Annotated in this window: 18 protein-coding genes, 1 tRNA gene and 1 pseudogene; 18 read left to right on the top strand and 2 right to left on the bottom strand. The window is 72.5% G+C overall.

Features of this window, described 5'->3' with window-relative positions; all coding sequences use genetic code 11:
* Nucleotides 1-97: 97 nt before the first annotated feature.
* Both ACQRUO_RS27935 and ACQRUO_RS27930 read right to left on the bottom strand, forming a co-directional pair.
* Nucleotides 98-1,870 (bottom strand): penicillin-binding transpeptidase domain-containing protein, encoded by a 1,773-nt coding sequence (locus ACQRUO_RS27935; protein WP_428318857.1) that lies wholly within the window; start codon nt 1,868-1,870, stop codon nt 98-100.
* A gap of 169 nt (nt 1,871-2,039) precedes the next feature.
* Nucleotides 2,040-3,833 (bottom strand): dolichyl-phosphate-mannose--protein mannosyltransferase, encoded by a 1,794-nt coding sequence (locus ACQRUO_RS27930; RefSeq protein WP_428318860.1) that lies wholly within the window; start codon nt 3,831-3,833, stop codon nt 2,040-2,042.
* 201 nt (nt 3,834-4,034) lie between these two features.
* Here ACQRUO_RS27930 and rsmI point away from each other — a divergent pair, with 201 nt between their 5' ends.
* From rsmI to ACQRUO_RS27840, 18 genes and pseudogenes are all read left to right on the top strand, one after another.
* Complete coding sequence (gene rsmI / locus ACQRUO_RS27925) at nt 4,035-4,880, top strand: 16S rRNA (cytidine(1402)-2'-O)-methyltransferase (RefSeq protein WP_428318856.1); 846 nt, start codon at nt 4,035-4,037, stop codon at nt 4,878-4,880.
* 331 nt (nt 4,881-5,211) lie between these two features.
* Nucleotides 5,212-5,694 carry a hypothetical protein gene (locus tag ACQRUO_RS27920; protein ID WP_428318855.1) on the top strand — a complete coding sequence of 161 codons (483 nt, stop codon included), beginning with the start codon at nt 5,212-5,214 and terminating at the stop codon, nt 5,692-5,694.
* A 108-nt stretch (nt 5,695-5,802) separates the two neighbouring features.
* Nucleotides 5,803-6,696 (top strand): TatD family hydrolase, encoded by an 894-nt coding sequence (locus ACQRUO_RS27915; protein ID WP_428318854.1) that lies wholly within the window; start codon nt 5,803-5,805, stop codon nt 6,694-6,696.
* A gap of 35 nt (nt 6,697-6,731) precedes the next feature.
* Nucleotides 6,732-7,613 (top strand): 16S rRNA (adenine(1518)-N(6)/adenine(1519)-N(6))-dimethyltransferase RsmA, encoded by an 882-nt coding sequence (gene rsmA / locus ACQRUO_RS27910; RefSeq protein ID WP_428318853.1) that lies wholly within the window; start codon nt 6,732-6,734, stop codon nt 7,611-7,613.
* The gene (locus ACQRUO_RS27905) at nt 7,610-8,530 is read left to right on the top strand and encodes a 4-(cytidine 5'-diphospho)-2-C-methyl-D-erythritol kinase (RefSeq protein WP_428318852.1); all 921 of its coding nucleotides are present in this window, start codon (nt 7,610-7,612) and stop codon (nt 8,528-8,530) included. Before rsmA ends, ACQRUO_RS27905 begins: the two co-directional genes overlap by 4 nt.
* A gap of 170 nt (nt 8,531-8,700) precedes the next feature.
* A complete protein-coding gene (locus ACQRUO_RS27900; protein WP_428318851.1) occupies nt 8,701-10,545 on the top strand; it encodes an ABC-F family ATP-binding cassette domain-containing protein in 1,845 nt (614 codons plus the stop codon).
* A gap of 291 nt (nt 10,546-10,836) precedes the next feature.
* Nucleotides 10,837-11,463, top strand: a complete 627-nt coding sequence (locus tag ACQRUO_RS27895) for a hypothetical protein (protein ID WP_428318850.1) — start codon at nt 10,837-10,839, stop codon at nt 11,461-11,463.
* 73 nt (nt 11,464-11,536) lie between these two features.
* Nucleotides 11,537-13,219: a WXG100 family type VII secretion target gene (locus tag ACQRUO_RS27890; protein ID WP_428318849.1), complete on the top strand. Its 1,683-nt coding sequence runs from the start codon at nt 11,537-11,539 to the stop codon at nt 13,217-13,219.
* Between the two features lie 92 nt (nt 13,220-13,311).
* The gene (locus tag ACQRUO_RS27885; RefSeq protein WP_428318848.1) at nt 13,312-14,757 is read left to right on the top strand and encodes a S8 family serine peptidase; all 1,446 of its coding nucleotides are present in this window, start codon (nt 13,312-13,314) and stop codon (nt 14,755-14,757) included.
* Between the two features lie 239 nt (nt 14,758-14,996).
* Nucleotides 14,997-15,425 carry a hypothetical protein gene (locus ACQRUO_RS27880; protein WP_428318847.1) on the top strand — a complete coding sequence of 143 codons (429 nt, stop codon included), beginning with the start codon at nt 14,997-14,999 and terminating at the stop codon, nt 15,423-15,425.
* 15 nt (nt 15,426-15,440) lie between these two features.
* Nucleotides 15,441-17,690: a hypothetical protein gene (locus ACQRUO_RS27875; RefSeq protein WP_428318846.1), complete on the top strand. Its 2,250-nt coding sequence runs from the start codon at nt 15,441-15,443 to the stop codon at nt 17,688-17,690.
* A 431-nt stretch (nt 17,691-18,121) separates the two neighbouring features.
* On the top strand, nt 18,122-19,543 hold the full coding sequence (locus ACQRUO_RS27870) for an MFS transporter (RefSeq protein ID WP_428318845.1): 1,422 nt from the start codon (nt 18,122-18,124) through the stop codon (nt 19,541-19,543).
* 177 nt (nt 19,544-19,720) lie between these two features.
* Nucleotides 19,721-19,796 (top strand) — tRNA-Thr (locus ACQRUO_RS27865).
* A gap of 205 nt (nt 19,797-20,001) precedes the next feature.
* Nucleotides 20,002-20,670 carry a LuxR C-terminal-related transcriptional regulator gene (locus tag ACQRUO_RS27860; protein ID WP_428318844.1) on the top strand — a complete coding sequence of 223 codons (669 nt, stop codon included), beginning with the start codon at nt 20,002-20,004 and terminating at the stop codon, nt 20,668-20,670.
* A 270-nt stretch (nt 20,671-20,940) separates the two neighbouring features.
* Nucleotides 20,941-22,071 (top strand): galactose-1-phosphate uridylyltransferase, encoded by a 1,131-nt coding sequence (galT, locus tag ACQRUO_RS27855; RefSeq protein ID WP_428318843.1) that lies wholly within the window; start codon nt 20,941-20,943, stop codon nt 22,069-22,071.
* A complete protein-coding gene (gene galE / locus ACQRUO_RS27850; protein WP_428318842.1) occupies nt 22,068-23,057 on the top strand; it encodes a UDP-glucose 4-epimerase GalE in 990 nt (329 codons plus the stop codon). The genes galT and galE overlap by 4 nt, the downstream gene beginning before the upstream one ends.
* A 101-nt stretch (nt 23,058-23,158) precedes the next feature.
* Nucleotides 23,159-24,292: a galactokinase gene (galK, locus tag ACQRUO_RS27845; protein WP_428318841.1), complete on the top strand. Its 1,134-nt coding sequence runs from the start codon at nt 23,159-23,161 to the stop codon at nt 24,290-24,292.
* Between the two features lie 201 nt (nt 24,293-24,493).
* Nucleotides 24,494-24,795 (top strand): annotated as a pseudogene (locus ACQRUO_RS27840) (DNA-binding response regulator); the annotation flags it as partial.

Genomic DNA, 24,795 nt, shown 5'->3' with positions numbered 1-24,795 from the left:
TTCGGAGCCGATGCAGCCCCCCCTTAGGAAAGGCCGTTTCCCTTGTTTATCGGAGGGATCCGGGAGCGGGGGGCCGCGGGTCGGCCGGGGCCGGGGCTCAGCTGCCGTTGCCGACCTTGAGCACCTCGGCGGCCGCGGGCACCGCAGCGGCGGCGCCGAAGCCGCCCTTGAGCACCTCGACGGAGACCGCCAGGTTGTCCCGGTAGCCGGTGAACCAGCTGTTGGTCGGGTCGCTGGGGTTGCTGGAGACCTCGGCGGTGCCGGTCTTGCCGCCGATGTTGCCGCTCACGCCCTGCAGCGCGTTGTAGGCGGTGCCGCTCGGGTTGGTGAGCACGCTGTTCATCATCGAGCGCAGCTTGGTCAGGGTGTCCGGGGACAGCTGCCGGGCGGCCGTCAGCTGCGGCATGCCGGCCATCAGGACCGGCTGCTTGAACGTTCCGCTGTCCACGGTGGCCGCGACCGAGGCCAGGGTCAGCGGGTTCATCAGGTCCTTGCCCTGGCCGAAGTACTCGCCCGCGGTCTCGTCCTTGGACTGGCCCGCGCCCGGCACCTGGCCGTCGAAGCTGGGGAAGCCGATCTTCCAGTTCAGGCCGATGCCGAACACGTCCGAGGCCTGCTTGTTGAGCGAGCCGGACTGCAGGGTGGTCATGCTCTGCTTGATGAAGGCGGTGTTGCAGGAGACGGTGAAGTCCTGCATGAACGTGTTGTTGGGCTCTTCGTCCTTGAAGTCGTTGTGGTACACCGTGCCGGTGTTGTAGCTGGACGGGCAGGGCATGGTGGCGTTCGGGTCGATCCCGGCCTCCAGCAGCGCGCTGGCGGTGATCACCTTCATGGTGGAGCCCGGCGCGGTCTGGCCCTGCAGCGCCATGTTGAAGCCGGTCGCCGGCGAGTTGGCGACGGCCAGGATGTTCCCGCTGCTCGGCTCGATGGCGACCACCGACGCGGTGGTCTTGAACTTGGCGTACTGCTCGTCGGCGGCCTTCTGGGCCGCCGCCTCCAGGCCGGCGTCGATGGTCAGCTTGATCGGCTTGCCCGGCTTGGGGTCGGTGATGGTGAACAGCGGCTCGGGCTTGGCCTGCGGGTTCGCGGTGTTCACGATCGCCACCCCGGTCCCGGCGTCGGCCGGGTCCTGGGCGGGCGGGTTCTGCGAGAAGTTCACCAGGATCTGGCTGAGCGAGGGGAAGGTCGCCAGCGACTGCCCGTTGCGGTCGGTGACCCTGGTCGGCGGGTTGAAGACCGGCTGCTGGACCAGCGACTCGCCCGCGCCCAGGTGCGGGTTGAGCACGGTCGACGACCAGTGCACGGCGGAGGTGCCGTCGCTCATCTTCACCATGCCCAGGTAACCGGTGTAGTCCCAGGTGTTGGTGGTGCCGGCGAACTCCAGGTGCGACTTGAAGGTCATCGGCAGCTGGAAGGCCGGGGCCGGCGAGGCGGACGGGGCCGGGGACCCACTGGCGGAGGCGCCCGCCGACGGGCTCGCGCTCGGCTTGGCGCTCGCACTGGCCGAGGGCTGCGCGGTGGCCGAGGCGAAGGCCGTGGCGGTGGTCTGCGCGCCCGGGGTCAGGGTGAGCGCGCTCGGCTTCACCTGCTGCTGGAACGCGGTCAGCGCCGCCAGCGCGGCCGTCGGGTCGTCGGTCAGCTTGGCGGCGCCCTGCAGGTCACCGCCGGCCCAGGCGGTCAGGAAGCTCTTGGCGCCGGTCGCGGCCAGGTCGGCCGTCGGGGACTCCGGGACCACCGTGCGGGGCTTGGGGGCGGCGGACTTGGACGAGGTGCTGCCCGAATCGAACAGCGCGTATGCCCCGTAGCCGCCGGCCGCGAGCATGGCGGCGGCGATGCCGCTGACGATGGCGGTCTTCGCGCCCTGACGCATGGTGGTGCTCCCCCTGTGAAGTCGAGGTGAGGATCGGGAGCCGGTCGGGCCGGCAGCCCAGCCTAAGCCGCCGCCCACCGTGCCCCCGCGTCCCGGGGCGCCTCGTGACAGAGCTGGTACACACCTTCCAACGGGTGGGACGGGTTCCGGTCCCACCGGTGGGACCGGTTCAGATCCAGCTGGTGAACCACATCCGGGCCCGCCAGTCGTCGATCGGGATCACCTGGCCGGTGTACAGCGGATAGAAGTAGAGGAAGTTCCAGACCACCGCGAGCACCAGCAGCGCCGCCGCCGCGGTCCCGGCCACCCGGCGTTCGAAGGTCGCCGTCGCGGGCCCGATCAGGGCCCCCACCAGCATGGTCACCGCGAGCACGATGAAGGGGACGAAGACCACCGCGTAGAACAGGAAGATGGTCCGGTGCTGGTACTCGAACCAGGGCAGGTAGCCCGCGCCCAGCCCGCACAGCACCGCACCGGCCCGCCAGTCGCGCCGCAGCGCCCACCGGTACAGGCAGTACACCAGCGCCGCCACGCCGGCCCACCAGAGCAGCGGAGTGCCGATCGCCAGCACCTCGGAGGCGCAGCTGGCGGCCTTGCAGCCGCTCTGCCCCAGGTGCGGGGACTCGTAGTAGAAGGAGACCGGCCGGCCGAGCACCAGCCAGCTCCACGGGTTGGACTGGTAGAGGTGCGGGGTGGAGAGGCTGATGTTGAAGTTGTACATCTGCGCGTGGTAGTGCCACAGCGCCCGCAGCCCCTCCGGCACCCAGGTCATGTCCACCTGGAAGGGCATCCTGACCTTGCCGAGCAGCGGCACCGAGACGAACTCGGTGGACAGCCCGTGCCGGCCCACCGCCCAGTCCCGGCCGTAGCCGCCCTTGCCCGGCACGGTGCTGCTGGCCAGCCAGCCGGACCAGGAGCCGACGTAGACCACCAGCGAGACCAGCACGATCGAGGCGAAGGCGGGCAGCGCGTCGCGGCGCAGCATCGCACGCACCGGCCGGCGCGCCCCGGCCAGGCGGCGCGCGCCCTGGTCCCAGCAGACGGTGAGCAGCACGAAGAAGGCCGCCACGTACAGTCCGCTCCACTTGGTCGAGCAGGCCAGCCCGACGCAGACCCCGGCGGCCAGCCGGTACGGGCGCAGCCCCAGCCGCAGCCGCCCGCCCGCGCCCGCAGCCACACCGGCGGTGCCGTCACCGCCGTCGGCCGGCAGCGCGCGGGCGATCCGGGCCCGGGTGCGGTCCCGGTCCAGCAGCAGGAAGCCGAAGGCGGCCAGGGTCCAGAACATCACGATCAGGTCGAGCAGCGAGGTGCGGCTCAGCACGAAGTGCAGGCCGTCCACCGAGAGCAGCAGGCCGGCCACGCAGCCCAGCAGGGTGGAGCGGAAGAGCCGGCGGGCGATCCGGGCGATCATCAGGATCGACACCGAGCCGAGCAGCGCGACCATGAACCGCCAGCCGAACGGGTGCATCCCGAAGAGCTGCTCGCCCGCGCCGATGATCCACTTGCCGACCGGCGGGTGCACCACGAAGGCGGGGTCGGCCTGGTAGGGGATCACCTGGTGCGGCGCGATGATCTGCGCGTTGGCGGAGTCCGTCCAGGAGGTCTCGTAGCCGCCCTGCCAGAGCGCGTAGGCGTCCTTGGCGTAGTACGTCTCGTCGAAGATGATCGCGTCGGGGCTGCCCAGGTGCCAGAACCGCAGCAGCCCGCCGAAGAGCGCCACCACCAGCGGACCGAGCCAGCCCTGCCAGCGGCAGAGCCAGTTCCACAGGCCGGCCGGCAGCTGGATGCCCAGGCGCAGCAGCAGCGGCGAAGGCGGGACCTGAGCGGGGGTCACCCCCGGGCCGTCCGGCATCGGCGGGACCAGCGCCTCGGCGAGCGGGACGGGACGCGGCGCCCGGTAGCCGACCGCGGCCAGCCTGCCGGGCCAGCCGGCGGGGGCGGCCGCGCGGCGCGGCGCGGGTATGTGCTCCGGGTCGAGCCCGTGGGACTCGTCGCCCGGGTGGCTGCCGCCCGGGGGGTCCGCGATGGTCTCTACCACCGCCGTCTCTGCCGCCGTCTCGCCGTTCACCCGCACATCGTAGGGGCGCACCCGGAAAGCACGACCCCTCCCCGGCAAGCTGCCCGGTTCATCACCAATCTCCCGGCGGCTGGGAGGATGGCGGGCGTGACAGGTGTACTCGTACTGGCAGGAACCCCCATCGGCGACGTCGAAGACGCCCCGCCCCGACTGCTCACCGAGCTGGCCGCGGCCGACGTGATCGCGGCCGAGGACACCCGGCGGCTGCGCCGGCTGACCCAGGCGCTCGGCGTGACCCCCGCGGGGCGGGTGCTCTCCTACTTCGAGGGCAACGAGGTGGGCCGCACCCCCGAACTGGTCGAGGCGCTCACCGGCGGGGCCAGGGTGCTGCTGGTGACCGACGCCGGGATGCCCTCGGTCTCCGACCCCGGCTACCGGCTGGTGGCCGCCGCGGTGGCGGCCGGCATCCGGGTCACCGCGGTGCCCGGGCCGTCGGCGGTGCTCACCGCGCTGGCGCTGTCCGCGCTGCCGGTGGACCGCTTCACCTTCGAGGGCTTCCTGCCGCGCAAGGCGGGCGACCGCTCCCGGGCGCTGGCGGAGGTGGCCGCCGAGCCGCGCACCATGGTCTTCTTCGAGGCGCCGCACCGGATCGCCGAGACGTTGGCCGCGATGGCGCAGGCCTTCGGCGCCGAGCGGCCGGCCGCGGTCTGCCGGGAGCTGACCAAGACCTACGAGGAGGTCAAGCGCGGCCCGATCGGCGAGCTGGCCGAGTGGGCCGAGGCGGGCGTGCGCGGCGAGATCACCGTGGTGGTGGCCGGGGCCCCGCCGGCGGCGCCGGTCGCGTTCGGTCCGGCCGAACTGGCCGAGCGGGTGGCGGCCCGGGAGGCGGCCGGCGAGCGCCGCAAGGAGGCCATCGCGGCGGTCGCGGCGGACCTCGGCCTGCCCAAGCGCGAGGTGTTCGACGCGGTCGTGGCGGCCAAGCACGCTCCGTGATCGATGCAGCTCGGCGGGCCTGAACTGGACCTCGCCCAAGTGGCCGAGGGCGCGTACGGTGGAGTGATGGGCACGGCCGCGCACGCCGGTGGGCAGGCGTCGCGCGAGCCGTCCCGAGGCCGTCCGACGCGCGCCGTGCGACCCTGGGACAAGGTAAAGCGAACACCGGTCAAACCCCCGCCGAGCTGGGCTTTCACCGGCGCTTCGTACAGGGATCCCCAACTCCGGGCCAAGTCTCGGCAAGCCGGGCATCGGGTCGGGGCCGAGGGGCATTCCATCGGATGGAAAGACCCGGACCGGACGAACGTCCGGCGGGCGCTGGGAGACCGCGATGAGCGAGACAATCGGTAGCCCCGTGGGCGGTACGCCGCTGGCCGACCTGAAGCCGGCCCAGGACGGCCCCGAGCACGCCCCCCGCAGCGAGCCCGGCGGCCTGGCCGCCGCGCAGCACCTCGGCGGCCTCCACCGGGCCGGCGAGACGGTCCGGGAGGCCTACTCGTTCGCCTGCCTGAAGTGCGGCTACGGCTGGGAGCAGGCGTACGACATCCAGCACCACAAGGCCGAGGACGGGCACACCGTCGTCAAGTACTACGCCAACGGTGTCCCGGTGCCCTCCCCGCTGCTCCAGCCGACCTGCCCGGGCTGCGGTGGGCACACGGTGCGCATCATGCGCCCGGGCCGGATCGCCACCGCGGACCGCGACTGGCACCACGGGCCCGGTTACGCCGCGCACGCCGAGCCCGCCGCGCCGACGGTCCCCCGGGAGCCGCGGATCCGGCAGCGTTGGTACCAGTTCTGGCTGCCGAAGTCCTGAGCCGCGCCGCCCTCCGGTCCGCCTCCCGGTCTGCCCCCGGGTGCGACCGCCGCGGGCCCGTTCGAACACCGGGCGGGCCCGCCGCCGCACCCGGCTAGGCTCTGGACCATGGCTGCCAAGGACGACCGCTCCACCCCGCCCCCGCTGCCCGAGCCGCTCGCGGTCGCGGTGGCCGACTCGCACACCCACCTGGACATGCAGTCCGGCACCCCGGCCGAGGCGCTCGCCAAGGCCGCCTCGGTGGGCGTGACCACGGTGGTCCAGGTCGGCTGCGACCTGCCCGGCTCGCGCTGGGCCGCCGCGCTGGCGGCCGAGTTCGAGCAGGTGCACGCGGCCGTCGCGCTGCACCCCAACGAGGCGCCCCGGATCGTGCTGGGGACACCTCTGCCCGGGGAGGAGGGGGACGGCTGGTCCGGGCAGCGCCGCTCGCCCGGCGGCAGCGCTGCGCTGGACGCGGCGCTCGCCGAGATCGACGAGCTGGCCGCGCTGCCCCAGGTCAGGGCGGTCGGCGAGACCGGGCTCGACTACTTCCGCACCGGCCCCGAGGGCGTGGACATCCAGAAGGAGTCGTTCGCCCGGCACATCGAGATCGCCAAGCGGCACGGCAAGGCCCTGGTGATCCACGACCGGGACGCGCACCAGGACGTGATCGACGTGCTGCTGGCCGAGGGCGCCCCCGAGCGGACGGTCTTCCACTGTTATTCGGGCGACGCGGCGATGGCCAAGGTCTGCGCCGAGCACGGCTGGTACCTCTCGTTCGCCGGCCCGGTCACCTTCAAGGCCAACCAGCCGCTGCGCGACGCGCTGGCCGTCACCCCGCTGGAGCGGATCCTGGTGGAGACCGACGCACCCTTCCTCACCCCGCACCCCTACCGCGGCCGGCCGAACGCGCCCTACCTGATCCCGGTGACGGTGCGCTCGATGGCCGACACGCTCGGGCTGGCGGAGGACGAGCTGGCGGGCGCGATCGCCGCGAACACGGCGCGCGCCTTCGGGTACTGAGAGTTCCGCACCGGCAGAACACCTATCCTTACCCGGTGAGCACCACCGATCCCACCCCCGACAGCCACCTGCTCGGCGCCTCCGACATCCGGGAGCTGGCCGCCACCCTCGGGGTCCGGCCGACCAAGCAGCGCGGCCAGAACTTCGTGATCGACGCCAACACGGTGCGCCGGATCGTCCGCGCCGCCGAGGTGACGCCGGACGACGCCGTGGTGGAGGTCGGCCCAGGGCTGGGCTCGCTCACCCTGGCGCTGCTGGAGGTGGCCGCGCACGTCACCGCGGTGGAGATCGACCCGCTGCTGGCCGAGCACCTGCCGACCACGGTGGCCGCCCGGATGCCGTCCGCCGCCGGCCGCTTCGACCTGGTGCTCAGCGACGCCATGGAGGTCACCGAGCTGCCCGGCCCGGCCCCCACCGCGCTGGTCGCCAACCTCCCCTACAACGTCGCCGTCCCGGTGCTGCTGCACATGCTGGCCACCTTCCCCAGCATCGAGCGGACCCTGGTGATGGTGCAGTCCGAGGTCGCCGACCGGCTCGCCGCCAAGCCCGGCAACAAGGTCTACGGGGTGCCCTCGGTCAAGGCCAACTGGTACGCCGAGGTGAAGCGGGCCGGGGCGATCGGCCGGAACGTCTTCTGGCCGGCGCCCAACGTCGACTCCGGCCTGGTCTCGCTGATCCGCCGTCAGCCGCCGGTCACCACCGCCACCCGGGCCGAGGTCTTCCGCGTGGTGGACGCCGCCTTCGCCCAGCGCCGCAAGACGCTGCGGGCCGCGCTGGCCGGCTGGGCCGGTTCGCCGGCCGCCGCCGAGCAGGCGCTCGCCGCCGCCGGCATCGACCACACCCTGCGCGGCGAGATGCTGACGGTCGAGCAGTTCGCCGCCATCGCCGAGCACAAGCCCGAGGTGCCCGTCCTGTGATCACGGTCCGCGTCCCCGCGAAGGTCAACGTCCAGCTCGGGGTCGGCGGCCTGCGCGCCGACGGCTTCCACGACCTGGCCAACGTCTTCTTCGCGGTCGCCCTCGGCGACGAGGTGACCGCCCGCCCGGGCACCGGCGTCACACTGACCTGCACCGGCCCGGACGCGGACCAGGTCCCGCTGGACGACACCAACCTGGCCGCCCGCGCGGCCCGGCTGCTCGCCGCCCACCACGGCATCGAGCCGCACGTCGCGCTGCACATCGCCAAGGCCATCCCGGTGGCCGGCGGGATGGCCGGCGGCAGCGCCGACGGCGCCGCCGCGCTGGTCGCCTGCGACGCGCTCTGGCAGCTCGGCACCCCGCTGCCCGAGCTGCTCGACCTCGCCGCCGACCTGGGCTCCGACGTGCCGTTCGCGCTGCTCGGCGGGGTCGCGCTGGGCCGCGGCCGGGGCGAGCTGCTGGAGCCGCTGCCGGTCACCGGCGCCTTCCACTGGGTCTTCGCGGTGGCCGACGGCGGCCTGTCCACGCCCGCCGTCTTCCGCGAGTGCGACCGGCTGCGCGAGGCGGCCGGCACCGGGTCGAGCGAGGCCGAGGTGCCGACCCCCGACGCGGACCCGGCGCTGCTGGCCGCGCTGGCCGGTGGCGACCCGGTGGCGCTGGCGGCCGCGCTGGCCAACGACCTGCAGGCCGCCGCGCTCTCGCTGCGCCCGCAGCTGGCCGACTGCCTGGCGGCCGGGCTGGCCGCCGGGGCCCTCGGCGCGCTGGTCTCCGGGTCCGGGCCGACCTGCGCCTTCCTGGCCAAGGACGCGGCGGGCGCCGAGCAGCTGGCCGCGGCGCTGACCGCCTCGGGCACCTGCCGGGCCGCGCACCCGACGTACGGGCCGGTGCCGGGGGCACGGGTGGTCGACGGGGCCTGAGCCCGACGGGCGGGGCGCGGGTGGTCCGGCCGGTGTGACAGGTGTCCAGCCGGTGTGACGGGGGCTGCTCGCGTGGCTGCTCGGGCGGGCGCCGCGGGCGTGACGACTAGGCTGGGAGCTCCGGGCTCGCCTCGTCGAGCCTCCCGTCCGACCTCAGGAGCGCAGCGCACGTGGCCGTCAACCTCGCCACCATCGAGTCCGTCACGAAGGTCTACGGCACCCGGGCCCTTCTGGACGGAGTCAGCCTCGGCGTCAGCGAGGGCGACCGGATCGGCGTCGTCGGCCGCAACGGCGACGGCAAGACCACGCTGATCCGGATCCTGGCCAAGCTGGAGGAGCCGGACACCGGGCGGATCACCTGGAACGGCGGCCTGCGGCTGGCCGTGCTCACCCAGCACGACTCGCTCGACCCGGCGGCCACCATCCGGCACGAGGTGATCGCCGACCGCGCCGACCACGAGTGGCTCGGCGACGCCCGGATCCGCGACATCATCGAGGGCCTCTTCGGCGGCCTCGACCTGCCCGGCTTCCCGAACGGCCTGGACACCGTGATCGGCCCGCTCTCCGGTGGCGAGCGCCGCCGGATCGCGCTGGCCAAGCTGCTGCTCGGCGAGCCCGACCTGATCGTGCTCGACGAGCCCACCAACCACCTCGACGTCGAGGGCATCGCCTGGCTGGCCCGCCACCTGCAGGCCCGGCGCTCCGCGCTGGTCTGCGTCACCCACGACCGCTGGTTCCTGGACCAGGTCTGCACCCGGATGTGGGACGTCCAGCGCGGCGAGGTCCGCGAGTACGAGGGCGGCTACTCCGACTACGTCTTCGCCCGCGCCGAGCGGTCCCGGATCGAGGCCACCGAGGAGCAGAAGCGGCAGAACCTGGCCCGCAAGGAGCTGGCCTGGCTGCGCCGCGGCGCCCCGGCCCGCACCTCCAAGCCGCGCTACCGGATCGAGGCCGCCAACGCGCTGATCGCCGACGTGCCGGAGCCGCGGGACAAGAGCGAGCTGATGAAGTTCGCCAACGCCCGGCTCGGCCGCACCGTCTTCGAGCTGGAGGACGTGACCGTCAAGGCCGGCGACAAGCTGCTGCTGGAGCGGCTCACCTGGAACCTCGGCCCCGGCGACCGGATCGGCCTGCTCGGCGTCAACGGCGCCGGCAAGACCTCGCTGCTGCGCGCCATGCAGGCCGCCTACGCCTCCCAGGGCGACGCGCAGCCGGCCGGCGGCGTGGTCAAGGTCGGCAAGACCGTCCGGCTCGCCTACCTCTCCCAGGAGGTCGCCGAGCTCGACCCCACCACCCGGGTGCTGCAGGCCGTCGAGCAGGTGCGGGGCCGGGTCGACCTGGGCAAGGGCCGCGAGATGAGCGCCGGTCAGCTCTGCGAGCAGTTCGGCTTCGGCAAGGACAAGCAGTGGACGCCGGTCGGCGACCTCTCCGGTGGCGAGCGGCGCCGGCTGCAGCTGCTCCGGCTGCTGATGGACGAGCCCAACGTGCTCTTCCTCGACGAGCCCACCAACGACCTGGACATCGAGACCCTCAACCAGCTGGAGGACGTGCTCGACGGCTGGCCCGGCTCGATGATCGTGATCAGCCACGACCGGTTCTTCATCGAGCGCACCACCGACGTCGCCTACGCGTTGCTCGGCGACCGCCGGATGCGGATGCTGCCGGGCGGCGTCGACGAGTACCTGGAGCGCCGGGCCGCGATGGAGGTGACCGCGGCGGCCTCGGTGACGGCCGCCTCGGGTGCCGGCGCCGCGGGCGGTGCGGGTGCTGCCGCGGCGGGCGGGTCACCGGCGAAGTCGGCCGGCGAGATCCGGGCCGCGAAGAAGGAGCTGCAGCGGATCGAGCGGCAGCTGGCCAAGCTGGAGCAGCAGGAGAGCAAGCTGCACGACCAGCTGGCCGAGCACGCGGCCGACTTCGGCAAGGTCGCGGAGCTGGACGCGCAGCTGCGCAAGGTGCGCGAGGAGAAGGAGGAGCTGGAGCTGAGCTGGCTGGAGCTGGCGGAGGACGCCTCCTGAGGCGACTGGTCCCGGGGCATCCGTCTCTGGGGCAACTGGACTGACGCGGGCTCAGGTTCGGGGCCGGCAGGCGCGCCGGTACGTGACAACTCCGTACCGATAGCTGCCTGCTGGCCCAAGGCCCCTGCCCGGTTGACGGATGCCCTCGCTAGGATGATCCGTGGCGGCTACCGTCCGGCTACGGACAGTTGGCCGGACACGGGAGGCGGGATCCGACACGGATCTCTCGAAGGCGATGAGGCATGACGCGCGCCTGCTGCTGCACGGCGTGTACGGGGGAGGTGTACTGCAGTGGTCGTTCCCAACTACTTCGGCCAGCTCGGGGCCAAGAACGCCGCGATGGACATGGCCAGGCAAATGGCCGCCGGACCGGGCCCGAGCCCGACCGACGCGCAGGCGATGTCGGCCGAGGTCGAGACGCTGAGCGAGTTCAAGAAGAAGGTCGACGAGATGTTGACCTCGCTCGACGGCTCGCCCGCCTCGCAGGGCCAGATCGCCCAGCAGACAGTCGACCAGGGCCACTTCGGCAACGGCTTCCCGCAGTCGGGTGACCTGTACAACGCCTACAACGTGGTGCACACCAACCTGCAGACGTTGTCGACGACGCTGGGCAACCAGATCGAGGCGATGAGCATCGCGATCAACATCTCGATGAACGGGTACCAGAACGTGGACGACGAGCAGCGGGTGACGCTGTGGAAGATCCACAACCAGACCAACGCCCAGTTCACCTCCGGCGTCAACCCGGCCGGCATCGTCGCCACCCCGCCCGGCGACGGCACGACCCCGCAGACCGTCGGCACCACGCCGCAGGCCGGCACCACGGCGCAGGCCGGCACCACGGCGACCCCGGCCGCGGACACCACGAGCAGCACCACGGCCGGCGGTGCGACCGGCGGCAGCGGCGGCGTCTCGTGAGCGCGCGTGGGACGAGCTCACCCCGGGTGAGCCCGGTCAGCAACCCATTCGACACCGGCACGGGGAGTGTCTGATGCCCAACCCATCCGTCGACGACGGCCCGCACGACTGGTTCGCAGCCAAGTCCCACCAGGACCTGCTCGACATGCTCAAGGGCGCGGACGCCACCACGCTGTCCACGCGTAGCGGCGCGCTGTCCAAGGCCGCCGACACCCTGCACGAGATCAGCCAGCAACTGACCAGCAACGTCAGCCAGGTGGAGTGGACCGGCCCGGCGGCCGACAGCTTCCGGGGCTGGGCCGGCCAGATCTCCACCGCCACCCAGCAGCTCAGCGACTACACCAAGAGCACCTCCACCTCGCTGGAGACCGCGAGCACCGCCCTGGGCACGGCGATCAAGGCGGTTCCGCCGCTGCCGGCCAAGGACATGACGACGGTCAGCAGCTTCAACCTCCAGCCGTGCGTGGCGAACGAGCAGCAGGCCAAGCAGCAGAACCCCAACTTCATCACCACGGCTGACATGCAGGCGGCCCAGGCCTCGATCGACAAGGACCACCAGGACGCGGTCAACGCCATGACCACGTTGGCGTCGACGTACGACCAGACGACGTCGGAGATCAAGGCGCAGAACCCGCCGCTGTTCCCGCCGTCGCCGACGACGGTGATGGGGCCGCCGCCGAATATGGACGTCTGGTCCAGCGGTGGCGTCAATTATCCGAACCCCAGCGGTGGCGGGTCTTCAACAGGCGGCGGTGGCGGTCGTCACACCACTACCCCGCCGCCGCAGCGGACCGTCACCCCGCCGCCGCGCATGACGCCTCGTCCCCCGGTGGTCGACCCGACGCCGATCCACCCGATCGCGCCCCCGCCCCCGCCGATCCGTCAGCCCGTCCCCAGCCCGACGCCGGAGCCCAACCCGACCCCGCCGGTGATCGGCCCGATCACCACGCCGCCGAAGACGGGCATCCTGGGTGGGCCGCCGGCGCCCGCGCTGCCCGGTCCGAGCACCCCCACGCCTGTGCTGCCCGTCACGGGTGGTCCGGGTGGGGGCGACCCGATCGGTCCTGGCGGCGCCCTGCTGCCGGGTTACCCCGGTGGCCTGCCCGGCAACGGCTACAGCGGTGGCGGTGGCGGTGTGGGTGTCGTCGGCGGTGGCAAGGGCTTCGGTGGCTCCACCTCCGTCGGTGGCAGCATCCCGGGTCGGGCCTTCAACGTCGCCAACGAGGAGGGCATCTCCGGCGGGATCGGCGTTCCCGGTGGCGGCGCCGTGTCCGGCCGCAGCCAGCTCGGCGCCAACGTGATCGGCGCCGAGGAGGGCGAGGCCGGTTCGAGCGGCGGCATGGCCGGTCGCCCGGGTGCCATGGGGCCCGGAGGCGGTCTCGGTGGCGCCCGGGGCGGCAGCGTCGGTGGGGGCCGGGGCGGTGTCGGAGGCGGCATCGGCCGCAGCCGCGGCCTGGTCACGACCCGCGGTGGCGAGGTCGGTGGCAGCAGTGGGCCGGCTGCCGAGGGCGAGTACACCCCGGGTGGCAGCGGTCTGCGGACCCGTGCGGCCGTGGGTGCCGAAGCTGGCGTCGAGGCCGAGGCTGAGGCCGAGGGCGGAGCGACCCGCGGTGGCCAGGGCGGCATGATGCCCGGCGGCATGGGCTCGGCCGGCAACCGTAAGAAGGACCGCCGCAACCGCGCCGACTACCTCGTCGAGGACGAGGAGACCTGGGTGGGCGGTATGCCCGGGAGCAACCCGGACGTGATTGGGTAAGGACCGGATCACTGCCCGGCCACGGGGACAGACCCGGTGGCCGGGCAGTGCTGTTCGGGGAAGTAGCACAGGCAGCCGACGAGGAGAGTCAGATGCGGCGAGCAGGCACGGGAGTGCGGCGGGTCGCCGCTGTCCTGGCGTTGGCGACGGCTTTGACGGGCGGGGTCGCCTCCACCGCGTGGGCGGGCAACACGCCGCGGGATGACCAGTGGTATGTGGACGCGTTGCACATGCCGGAGGTCTGGCAGACCGCCACCGGAGCCGGTGTCACCGTTGCGGTGATCGACAGCGGTTTCAAGGGCGACTCGCCGGACCAGGCCCAGCTCCTACCAGGCAAAGACCTGAGTGGCCTTCCGGGCGGTGTGAATGCTGATCCGGTGGGCCACGGGACCGGGATGGCCAGCATCATCGCCGGAACGGGCAAGGCCTTTGACGGGAAGGGTGCCATCGGGTTTGCCCCAGGGGCCAAGATCCTTCCGATCAAGGTCAACACCAATGGGGATCCGAGTACGGCTATCCCGGCTCCGGCTGCCCTGAAGCAGATCGCTGACGGCATCACTTACGCGGTCGATCAAGGCGCCAAGGTGATCAGCATCTCGCAGGCGGTTCAGAGTGATCTCTTGGCGCCATCCGACATCTCCTACCTGCAGCAAGCTGTCAACTATGCGATCGGTAAGGGGGACTTGATCGTTGCCGGTGCTGGCAACTCCGCGCAGGACGGGAACATGCGGATGTATCCGTCGGTGGCATCGGGTGTCGCGGCCATTGCGGGCTTCGATGAGTCAGGCACCCATACAACCGAGTCCGAGTACGGCCCGCAGATCGCCCTCGCGGCGCCTGGCCAGGATGTCATCAGCCTCTGCACTGACCCGAGCGGGTACTGCAAGTCGCACGGGACCTCCGTTGCCACCGCACTGACTGCCGCTGCTGCTGCCGACCTCTGGCAAGTCCACCCCACCTGGACCGGCAACCAGATCCTCCGCGTCCTGATCAACTCGGCCAACAAGCCCAACAGCGGCACCCGTTCCGACTACCTCGGCTTCGGGAACATCAGCCCCCGCAACGCCATCCACTACACCGGTGACCCGGGCCCGGCCGACGTGAACCCGCTGATCGCCGCCGGGATCGACGCCCCAGCCGGCACGCCGTCCCCCCTCGGTTCCGCCCCCGCCTCGGCCCCGAGCTCGAGCTCCACCGGTGCGGCGGCCAACCCGAGCGCCCCGGCGAGCGGCAACGCGTCCGCCCCGGCAGGGCCCCCGGTCGCTGCCAAGAAGTCGTCCAGCAGCGTCCTGCCGCTGATCGTCGTCGGCGCGGTGGTGGCGCTGCTGGTGATCGGCGGGGTGGTCTTCCTCGTCACCCGCCGCAAGCGCGCCACCCCGCCGCCCGCGGGCGACTTCGGCTACCCGATGCCCCACCAGCCGCCGTCCTACGCCCCGGGCGCCGGCCAGCCGCCCTACCCGCCGCAGCAGCCGCCGGCCCCCGGTGCCCCTTACCAGCAGGCACCGCCGCCGGGACCGTACAACCCGCCGCAGGGCTGACGACCAGGTCGACGGGCGGTGGTGGTCAACGCTGGTCCAGCGTTCACCACCACCGCCCTTCTGTTCGCGCCGATGCTCGCCGAACCAAGCCGTATCCCGCTGCGCTCGGTGACGGTGCGACTACCTCGCTACCCCATGTCCATCAGCGGTTGCTTCGTGTAGTGTCCTGGCGCAGGAGTTCGGGCATGTCCACAACCGTGGGGGTACGGGCGCTCGGGCAGTCCACATTGGGGGGACCAATGGCAGACCTCGACTTCGAGCGGCGGATGAACCCGTGGCTGTTCGACAGCTCCGGCAACCTCACCGATCAGGCGAAGCAGCAGTTTCCCGACCTGGCATCGGCACCCGGCCCGGTTGCCTTCACCGGTGGTGGGTCCGGCCTCTCGGTCCAGCCGGCTGCACTGTCGCACGCCGGGCAGCAGGCGCTCGGTCTGCAGCCGACGGTGAAGGCCGAGTGTGATGAGCCCGCGCTCAACGTCACTGCGGCGGTGGGGGCGCTGACCGGCTGGAGCACCAGTGGCGCGCTGAACACCGCGTGGAGCGTCTGGACCCAGCAGGTGCAGGCGCTGGTCGACGACCTGGCGAAGATCGGACAGAACCTGCAGGTCAACGCGGCCAACTACACCAACATCGAGTACCACGTTCAGCGCAGCTTCCGGTTGAGCTGAGCAGGTGGGGCAGTCATGGTGACCTTCAGCCAGTTACACGGTGTCGACCTCAGCAGCCTGGACGCCGTCGCCTCGGACTTCGAGAACCTGGTGCGTAAGTGGGATCTGGCCACGTCGTTGAACAGCCAGGTGATCGGGCCGCTGCAGAGCACTGGCTGGACCGGCGCCGCCGCTGATGCCGCTGCGTCCGTCCTCACCGACGCTCGCACCCAGATCGACCGGGCCTTCGATGAGGCGAGCGCGATCGCACGGGCCCTGCGTGACGCACACGACCAGTTCTCGGCCGCCCAGAAGGCGCTGCAGTCGGTGCTCGACGACGCGGCTCACCAGAACCTCGGCGTCGACGGTGACGGATCCGTCCACTGGTCGACCGCGGCGGCCCAGGCCGAGCAGCAGAACCCCGGCGCGGCCAAGGCACTCCAGAACAGCGCCAATCAGATCCAACAACGGATCACCGAGGTAATCCAACAGGCCACCACTGCCGACGAGGCCGCTGCCTCCGCGCTCTCGGGAGACACGGGCAGCACGACCACGGCGTTCAACGCGACGCCCATGGGCGGCATACCGGAGGCCGAGGCCCGGCAAGCGGCTCAGCTGCTCGGTCTGGGCGACAAGATGACCGATGCCCAAGTCGGCAAGCTGAAGCAACTATTGAGCGCCAACTCGAGTGACCCGCGTTTTGCCACCGCGTTCTACGACTCGACGGGGCCCGAGGGCTTCCTCAAGTCGCTCGGTGCTCTGGATCAGGGTTCCTACAACCTCGGTGGATCGCGTGCCAGTGACCTGACGGACCTGCAGGCCGATCTGGGGAAGACGCTGGCGACCGCAACCGACTCGAAGAGTGAGCCGCATCTGTCCGACGACTGGGAGGCGGGCCTGCGCGCGGCCGGTGCCCACCAGTACGGGCTGACCGCGACCACGCCGACCGGTGGCCGCCCGTACGGGTACCAGATCCTCTCCAATGTCCTCCGCACCGGGAACTACGACCCGCACTTCCTCGATCCGATCGCCGAGCACGTCACCCAGCTCAGTGAGCAGGACCCGGGCAGGTGGGCCAACGCCATGTACATGAACGGGCGGATCCACCTGGACGGCCTGGGGTCGGGGAGTGGCGGCTACAACCCCATGTCAGGCGTCCTGGCGGCGCTCGGCCACAGCCCGGACGCGGCGCTCCAGTACTTCCAGGGGCCCGCGACCCTCTACAACACGGACGGCACGGTCAAGGCGGCGAACCAGGCGAACCACTACCTCGACCGGCTGACCGACCCCGAATCCGGTTCCACCCTCCAGGACATGCAGCAGGACCGGAACGACGCGGGCACCAAGGCGGCCGGGCCCGAGGTGACCGAGCTGGGGCAGGCGCTCCAAACCGCTACCACGGGTGTTCCGTACGACGCCACGGGAGCGCCACTGGTGTCGCACACCGCTCCGATGAGCGCGCTCATGAGTCAGGTGGTGGACAGGTTCGGCAGCGCGAACGGACCGAATCTCCTGCACGGCGACGGGGCGGTCTTCGCGAACATGAACGACAGCCTGGGGAACATGACAGCGGCCTACATCGGGGACGTGCAGAAGGCGGTGTCCCCGGGATCGGTGTCGCCGATGCCGAGCTTCGGCAGTCCGGCGTCGCTGCACTACGGAAGCACGGCCAAGTTGCTGGCCACGTTGGGCAAGGACCCGGGCGCCTACGGCAGCGTCATCCAGGCCCAGGACGCATATACCAGGGCACAGGTGCAGGACGTCATGCTGCACCAGGCGGACCATCGGGACCTGACGGCGGCGGTCCAGAACGCGGTGCAGCCCGGAGGGGTTGTCGAGGGAATCCTCACCGGTGGGCGGCTGGACGACATCTACCATCACCAGCAGGCCAGCGATGCGGCCTACAACGCGAAGATCGACGAGAAGGCCTCCTGGGGAACCAAGATCTGGGATCTGACCGGCGGCAAGGCGGTGGGCAGGATTCCGGCGGCCGGCAACTTCCTCAACGTTCGCGCTGACGGTGCGATTCAGAAGTATGCCGACCAGTTCAAGGTGAATACTTCGAATGTGGCCAGTGACAAGGCCCTCGGGGTGTTGCAGGGCTCCTCCGGGGAGGCCGCTCGAAATGCCGTGGCCATCACTGCCGGACCCTATCCGTCGCAGGTCGACGTGAATGATCTGGCGGATTCCGCTGCTCGGGCCTTCGAGCAGGGATTCGATCACGGAACAGGGACAATCGACGCGCGCGGGATCGACGGTGGCGTCTTCACCGGAAGTGCGGGCTGAAGGCGGCGTCGAGGGGCGTCTGACCTGGCAGTTCGAGTAAGTGATGGATATCGGCCGAGATCGCACCGGGGGTTGAGATCAGCAAGGAACCGCGCATCGCCGCCGCCTTCGCCACGGTTGGCGTGCTGTTGGTCGTGGCGGGTGTCGTCTACGGGTTCTGGCCGGCCGGGCACAGTTGTGGGTCGGGGTTCAGGCCGGCGTTCACGGATGGGCCGGACTACTGCGACACCGTGCTGGCCGGGCGGTCGGTGAGTGCGTGGCAGATGATTCTCATCGGCGCGGCCCATCTCGTGGGGGCGCTGGTGGCCCGGCGGCGGACGCCCGGGTGGTGGTGACCCCGCGCACCACCCCGGGGTGTGTACGAACGACGCGCGCCCCCGTCACTCGACCGGCGGTGTCGGGGGCGTGACGGGCCCCGGCATGGTCGGAGCATGGCGATTGACATGGCGTCAGGTGCGTCAGGCCAGGACGTTCCGGACCGCGGGCGTGGCGCGGGGCTGGGGCGGGTGGCTGCTGCTGCCTTCGTCGGGACGGCGATCGAGTTCTATGACTTCTTCTTGTACGGGATGGCGGCAGCCCTCGTCTTCGGACGTGAGTACTTCCCTGTGCTCGACCCGGTCAGTGCCCTGCTCGCGGCCTTCTCGGTCTACGCGGTGGCGTTCGTGGCTCGGCCGGTCGGGGCCGTGGTGTTCGGGCACTTCGGGGACCGGATGGGGCGCAAGGCCGTCCTGGTGGCGTCGCTGCTGCTGATGGGGCTGTCCACGGCGGCGGTCGGGGTGCTGCCCGGGTACGGGCGGATCGGCGTGTGGGCACCGGTGGCGCTGGTGGTGCTGCGGTTCTGCCAGGGGTTCGGGCTGGGCGGGGAGTGGGGCGGGGCGGCGCTGCTGCTGGCGGAGTACGCGCCGGTGCGCCGGCGCGGGCGGTACGCCGGGTACCTGCAGTTGGGGCCGGCCGCCGGCTCGTTGCTGGCGACCCTGGTCTTCCTGGTGCTCTCGGCCCGGCTCAGCGAGCGGCAGTTCCAGGACTGGGGGTGGCGGTTGCCGTTCCTGGCCTCGCTGCTGCTGGTCGCGGTCGGGCTCTTCGTCCGGCTGCGGATCGAGGAGACCCCGGTCTTCGCCGAGCTCGGGCGGATGGCCGCCGGTGACGGGGGAGCGGCGGGTGCCGGCCCGGCCGCGGTGCCGGTGCTGGCGGTGCTGCGCGAGCACTGGCGGACGGTGCTGCTGGGCGGCGGCTCGCTCTGCTTCGGCTACGCGCTGTTCTACCTGACCAACACCTACGCCCTCGCGTACGCCACCGGCGAGTTGGGGCTGGGTCGGACCCTGATGCTGACCCTGCAGCTGCTGGCCGCGCCGGGTGGGGCGCTGGCGGTCTGGTTCAGCGCGGGGGGCTCCGACCGTTGGGGGCGGCGGCGCACGGTGATGGTGGCCACCGGGGTGGCGGCCTGCTGGTCGCTGTTCTTCTTCCCGCTGCTGGAGAGCCTGCGCCCGGTCCTGGTGCTGGCGGCGACGGTCGGGTCGGCCGCCCTGCTGGGGCTGCTGCTGGGGCCGGTGGGGGCCTACCTGCCGGAGCTCTTCCCGACCCGGGTGCGCTACACGGGGGCCGCGCTGACCTACAACCTCGGGGGTGTGGTGGGCGGTGGCACGGCGCCGCTGCTGGCGACCCGGCTGACCGCGGAGTACGGGACGGCGACGCCGGTGGGCTGGTACCTGGCCGGGCTCGGGCTGGTCTCGGTGCTCTGCCTGCTGGCGCTGCCGGAGACCGGCGGGGTGGACCTGACGGCGGACCACCTGCCGGCCGCCCGCCGCGGCGACCGGGGGGCCACTGCCCCGCTGACCGGGGGCCCGGGGCGGTAACAGTCAGTCGGGGTGGCGGCGGGTGTGCGGAGGGGTGCGGGGCGGCCGGCCCGGGTGCGCGACCGTCCGCCGCCGGCCCCTGGCGCGTCCGGCGCCGCGGGGCGCGCACGGCTCGGCGGGCACCGATTTCCCAATCCCCCCGATGACCATGTAATGTCTTCCTCGTTCGACCGGTTCGCCCCTATAGCTCAGTCGGTAGAGCGTCTCCATGGTAAGGAGAAGGTCTGCGGTTCGATTCCGCATGGGGGCTCCATCGGGAAAGGTCCCCGCCATCACGGCGGGGGCCTTTTTCGTTATCCTCCTGGTCACGATCCCGTCCAGTCGTTCCCGCAAACCCGCCCGTTGTCTAGCGATGTGGGTCCGCCATGCGCTGTGATGGGGCGTCAACACCGCTGTGGCGTACGGGCGGTACGCGTCGCGTGGGGGTGGCTCCGCGCTGGGTACGGGGGAGGGGCCCCTTGGGCGTACGGCTCGTCGTGGTCGACGATCACCGCTTGCTGGCCGAAGCACTGGCCGCGGCGCTGCAGGTGCGCGGGCACCGGGTGCTGGCGGTGGGCTGCCCGGCGGCGGCCGGCCCCGACCTGGTCGCCCAGCGCCGCCCGGAGGTCTGCCTGCTCGGGGTGGCCCGGCCGGGCGGTCCGGGGGCCTTCGCGCCGGTGCGCCGGCTGCGCCAGGAGCGGCCCGAGGTCGCCGTGGTGGTGCTCGGCCCGGTGGACGACCTGCGGGGGGTGGCCAACGCCTTCGCCGCCGGTGCGGCCGGCTACGTGCGCAGTGACGAGCGGATCGAGGTGGTGGACCGCGCGGTCACCCGGGCCCGGGCGGGCGAGGTCGCGGTCGCCGTGGAGGTGCTGCAGGGGGCCTTCGAGCGGTTGCTGCACCCGGTGCGCGAGCCGGACGACGAGGCGCTGCGGCTGCTCGGTGCGCTGACCCGGCGCGAGGTCCAGGTCCTGGCGCGGATCGCCGAGGGGCAGGACACCCAGGAGATCGCCGCCGGCATGGGGATCGCGCCGAGCACGGCGCGCACCCACGTGCAGCGGGTGCTGATGAAGCTGGGGGCGCGGACCAGGCTGGAGGCGGCGGCGGTCGCGGACCGCACCGGGCTGCTGGCCCGGCTGGTCCGGGAGTAGGCCGGTAGCTCCGGGGCGGGCGGTGGGGCCGGCCGGGTGGTGCACCCGGTCGGCCCTGTGCGTTGCCGGGGCGGCGCGCAGCTCCGGTGGCAGCGCCGCATCCTGACGACGGCGCGTGACGACTGCCCCTGGCGACTGCACCCGACGACTGCACCCGACCTCTGGATCCTGACGCGCTGAGCTGCGTCCCACTCTGTTGACTGCTGATGAGTAATGTTTGATTATGTGTGAAGCATGGAACGGCGAACAGCCACAGCAAGGGCGGAGACAGTGCGGAAGACCACGACCAAGCTGGCGGACGGTCGCGAGCTGATCTACTTCGACCGGGACGAGTCGGCGCAGCGCGACGTGCAGGACCGGCGGCCGCTGGAGCCGACCGCGAGCCTCGCCGAGATCCGCCGCGACCCGGTCCTGGGCGACTGGGTCACCGTCGCCGCGCACCGCCAGGCCCGTACCTACCACCCGCCGGCCGACGAGTGCCCGCTCTGCCCCAGCCGGGGCGAGCGGCTCAGCGAGATCCCCGCCGCCGACTACGACGTGGTGGTCTTCGAGAACCGCTTCCCCTCGCTGGCCGCCGACGCCGCCGTCCACATCGAGGCGGCCGGCCACCCCCGCCCCACCGCCGAGCAGCCGCTGCGGCTCTCCCGCCCCGGGGTCGGCCGTTGCGAGGTGGTCTGCTTCACCGCGGACCACCAGGCCTCCTTCGCCGACCTGGACGAGGCCAAGGCCCGCCTGGTGCTGGAGGCCTGGACCGACCGCACCGCGGAGCTGGGCGCGCTGCCCGAGGTGGAGCAGGTCTTCTGCTTCGAGAACCGCGGCGCCGAGATCGGCGTGACGCTGGCCCACCCGCACGGTCAGATCTACGCCTTCCCGTTCACCACCCCGCGCACGGCCAGGATGGTCGCCCAGGCGGCCGAGCACCGGGCCCGGACCGGCCGCAACCTCTTCGAGGACCTGTTGGCGGCCGAGCTGGCCGACCCCGTCCGGGTGGTGTTGAGCGGCGAGCACTGGACCGCTTTCGTCCCGTTCGCCGCCCGCTGGCCCTACGAGGTGCACCTGTACCCGAACCGTCGGGTGGCCGCGCTGACCGGGTTGACCGAGCCCGAGCGGGCCGAGTTCCCGGGCCTCTACCTGGAGCTGTTGCGCCGCTTCGACCGCCTGTTCAGGCCCGCCGAGCCGGTGCCGGACCAGCCTGCTCCGCGCACCCCCTACATCGCCGCCTGGCACCAGGCGCCCCGGCGCAACGGTGCGGAGCTGGCGCTGCATCTGGAGCTGTTCACGATCCGACGTACGGTGGGCAAGCTGAAGTTCCTGGCCGGGGTCGAATCCGGCATGGACGCGTTCGTCAACGATGTGTCGCCGGAGGCGGCGGCGCAGCGCCTGCGGGAGGTCGCAACATGAGCAAGTACCTGGTCACCGGCGGTGCCGGCTACGTCGGCAGTGTGGTCGCCGCCCACCTCCTGGAGGCGGGACACCAGGTCACCGTGCTGGACGACCTGTCCACCGGCTTCCGCGCGGGCGTGCCGGCCGGCGCCGAGTTCGTCCAGGGCCGGGTCCAGGACGCCGCCGAGGTGCTCGACGGCGGCTCCTTCGAGGCGGTGCTGCACTTCGCCGCCTCCTCGCAGGTCGGCGAGTCGGTCGCGGACCCGGAGAAGTACTGGCGCAACAACGTGGCCGGCTCGCTGGAGCTGGTCAGCGCGATGCGCAAGACCGGGGTGCGCAAGCTGGTCTTCTCCTCCACCGCCGCCGTCTACGGCGAGCCGGAGGTCAGCCCGATCGCCGAGACCGCCCGCACCTCCCCGACCAACTGCTACGGCGCCACCAAGCTGGCCGTCGACCACCTGATCACCAGCGAGGCCATCGCGCACGGCCTGGCCGCGGTCAGCCTGCGCTACTTCAACGTGGCCGGCGCCTACGGCAGCCACGGCGAGCGCCACGACCCCGAGTCGCACCTGATCCCGCTGGTCTTCCAGGCGGCGCTCGGCCAGCGCCCGCACATCTCGGTCTTCGGTGACGACTACCCGACCCCGGACGGCACCTGCATCCGCGACTACATCCACGTCGCCGACCTGGCCGAGGCGCACCTGCTGGCGCTGACCGCCGCCCAGCCGGGCGAGCACCTGATCTGCAACCTGGGCAACGGCAGCGGCTTCTCGGTCCGCGAGGTGATCGAGTCGGTCAAGCGGGTCACCGGCCGGGAGATCCCGGTGGTCACCACCGGGCGTCGGCCGGGCGACCCGGCGGTGCTGGTCGCCTCCGCCGAGCGGGCCCGTCAGGCCCTGGGCTGGGTGCCCAAGCGCCCCGACCTGGACGTCATCGTCGCCGACGCCTGGACCTTCACCCTGGACCGGTTCAACGCCGGGAACGCCCAGGGCGCCGACGCCTGACGCGTCCCCCGGCCGGCGCCCCGCCGGCCGGGATCGAGTGCCCGGGCCTGCCCGGCGGAATCCCCGCCCGGCAGGCCCTTCGACCTGCGGGAGAGCGACACGTGACGGAGCAGTTCGAGCGGATCTTCGGTGCGGTGCCCGCCGGCGTGTGGGCGGCTCCGGGCCGGGTGAACCTGATCGGCGAGCACACCGACTACAACGACGGGTTCGTGCTGCCGATCGCCCTCCCGCAGGCGGTCTCGGTGGCGGCCCGCCCGCGCACCGACGGCCGGCTGCGCCTCTACAGCGCCCAGGGCGACGACGTGGTGACCGACCTGCCGGTGGACGCCCTGGCGCCCGGGGTGGTGACCGGCTGGGCCGGCTACCCGGCCGGCGTGGTCTGGGCGCTGCGCGCGGCCGGCCACCCGGTGGGCGGGGCGGACCTGTACTTCGGCAGCGACGTGCCGACCGGCGCCGGGCTCTCCTCCTCCGCGGCGCTGGAGTGCGCCACCGCGGTGGCCCTGCGCGACCTGTACCGGCTGGACCTGCCGCCGGCCGAGCTGGCGCTGCTCGCCCAGCGGGCGGAGAACCGCTTCGTCGGGGTGCCCTGCGGGGTGATGGACCAGATGGCCTCCGCCTGCTGCACCGAGGGGGCCGCGCTCTTCCTGGACACCAGGGAGCTGAGCCACCGCCAGGTCCCGTTCCGGCCCGCCGAGCAGGGGCTGGTGCTGCTGGTGATCGACACCCGGGTCAAGCACGACCTCGGGGACGGTGCCTACGCCGCGCTGCGGGCCGGCTGCGAGCGGGCCGCCGCGCTGCTCGGGCTGGCCGCGCTGCGCGACCTGGACGCCGCCGGGCTGCCGGCCGCGCTCGACCGGCTGCCGACCGAGCTCGGGCCGCTGGTCCGGCACGTGGTGAGCGAGAACGAGCGGGTGCTGCGGGCGGTCGCGCTGCTGGACAAGGGCGAGTTCGCCGAGCTCGGGCCGATCCTGACCGCCGGCCACGCCTCGCTGCGCGACGACTTCGAGGTCTCCTGCGCCGAGACGGACCTGGCGGTCGAGACCGCGGTGGCGGCCGGCGCGCTGGGCGCCCGGATGACCGGCGGTGGGTTCGGCGGCTCGGTGGTCGCGCTGGTCCCGCGGGAGTCGGCGGACGCGGTGGCGCAGGCGGTCGGCGCGGCCTTCGCGGCGGCCGGGCACACCGCGCCGGTGGTCTTCGAGGCGCGTGCGGCGGCCGGCGCGCGGCGGGTGGTCTGACCGGGCGCGGCGCCTCCCGAGGGTCCCGCGCCGATCGGTCCGGCCGGCTCGCCGCACCGGTCGGTGGGGCCGACCGGCGGGTTCGCACCGGATGACCGGATCTGACGGAATTTCACTGGATCCCCACCAATGAGTCCAGCATCCCCGTACCCTGAGTCCGGTATCGGATGGGGGCCGGACCGAGGCAGGGGGGACACCGACATGGGGCGGATCCGCGTGCTGGTGGTCGACGACCACCGGATCTTCGCCGAGGCGCTCGCCACCGCGCTCTCCGCCGAACCGGAGATCGAGGTGGGCGCGGCCGGGAGTGCGGTCGCCGCCGAGCACGCCCTGGAACGCGCCGCCGCCGAGGGCCGGCCGTTCGACGTCCTGCTGGTCGACGCCGATCTGGGCGCAGGCGCCGCCCCCGGTGCCACCGTTCCGCCACCGCCGCGCCGTCCGCGCCCGGCGCTGGAACCCGACGGGGTCGGCCCGCCGGTGCGCCGCCCGACCGGCGTGGTCCC

Origin of the sequence: Kitasatospora sp. LaBMicrA B282, from assembly GCF_050325825.1 — a bacterium.
GTDB lineage: Bacteria > Actinomycetota > Actinomycetes > Streptomycetales > Streptomycetaceae > Kitasatospora.
Note: the sequence above shows the minus strand (reverse complement) of the source record. Positions and strands in the feature narration are given on the sequence as shown.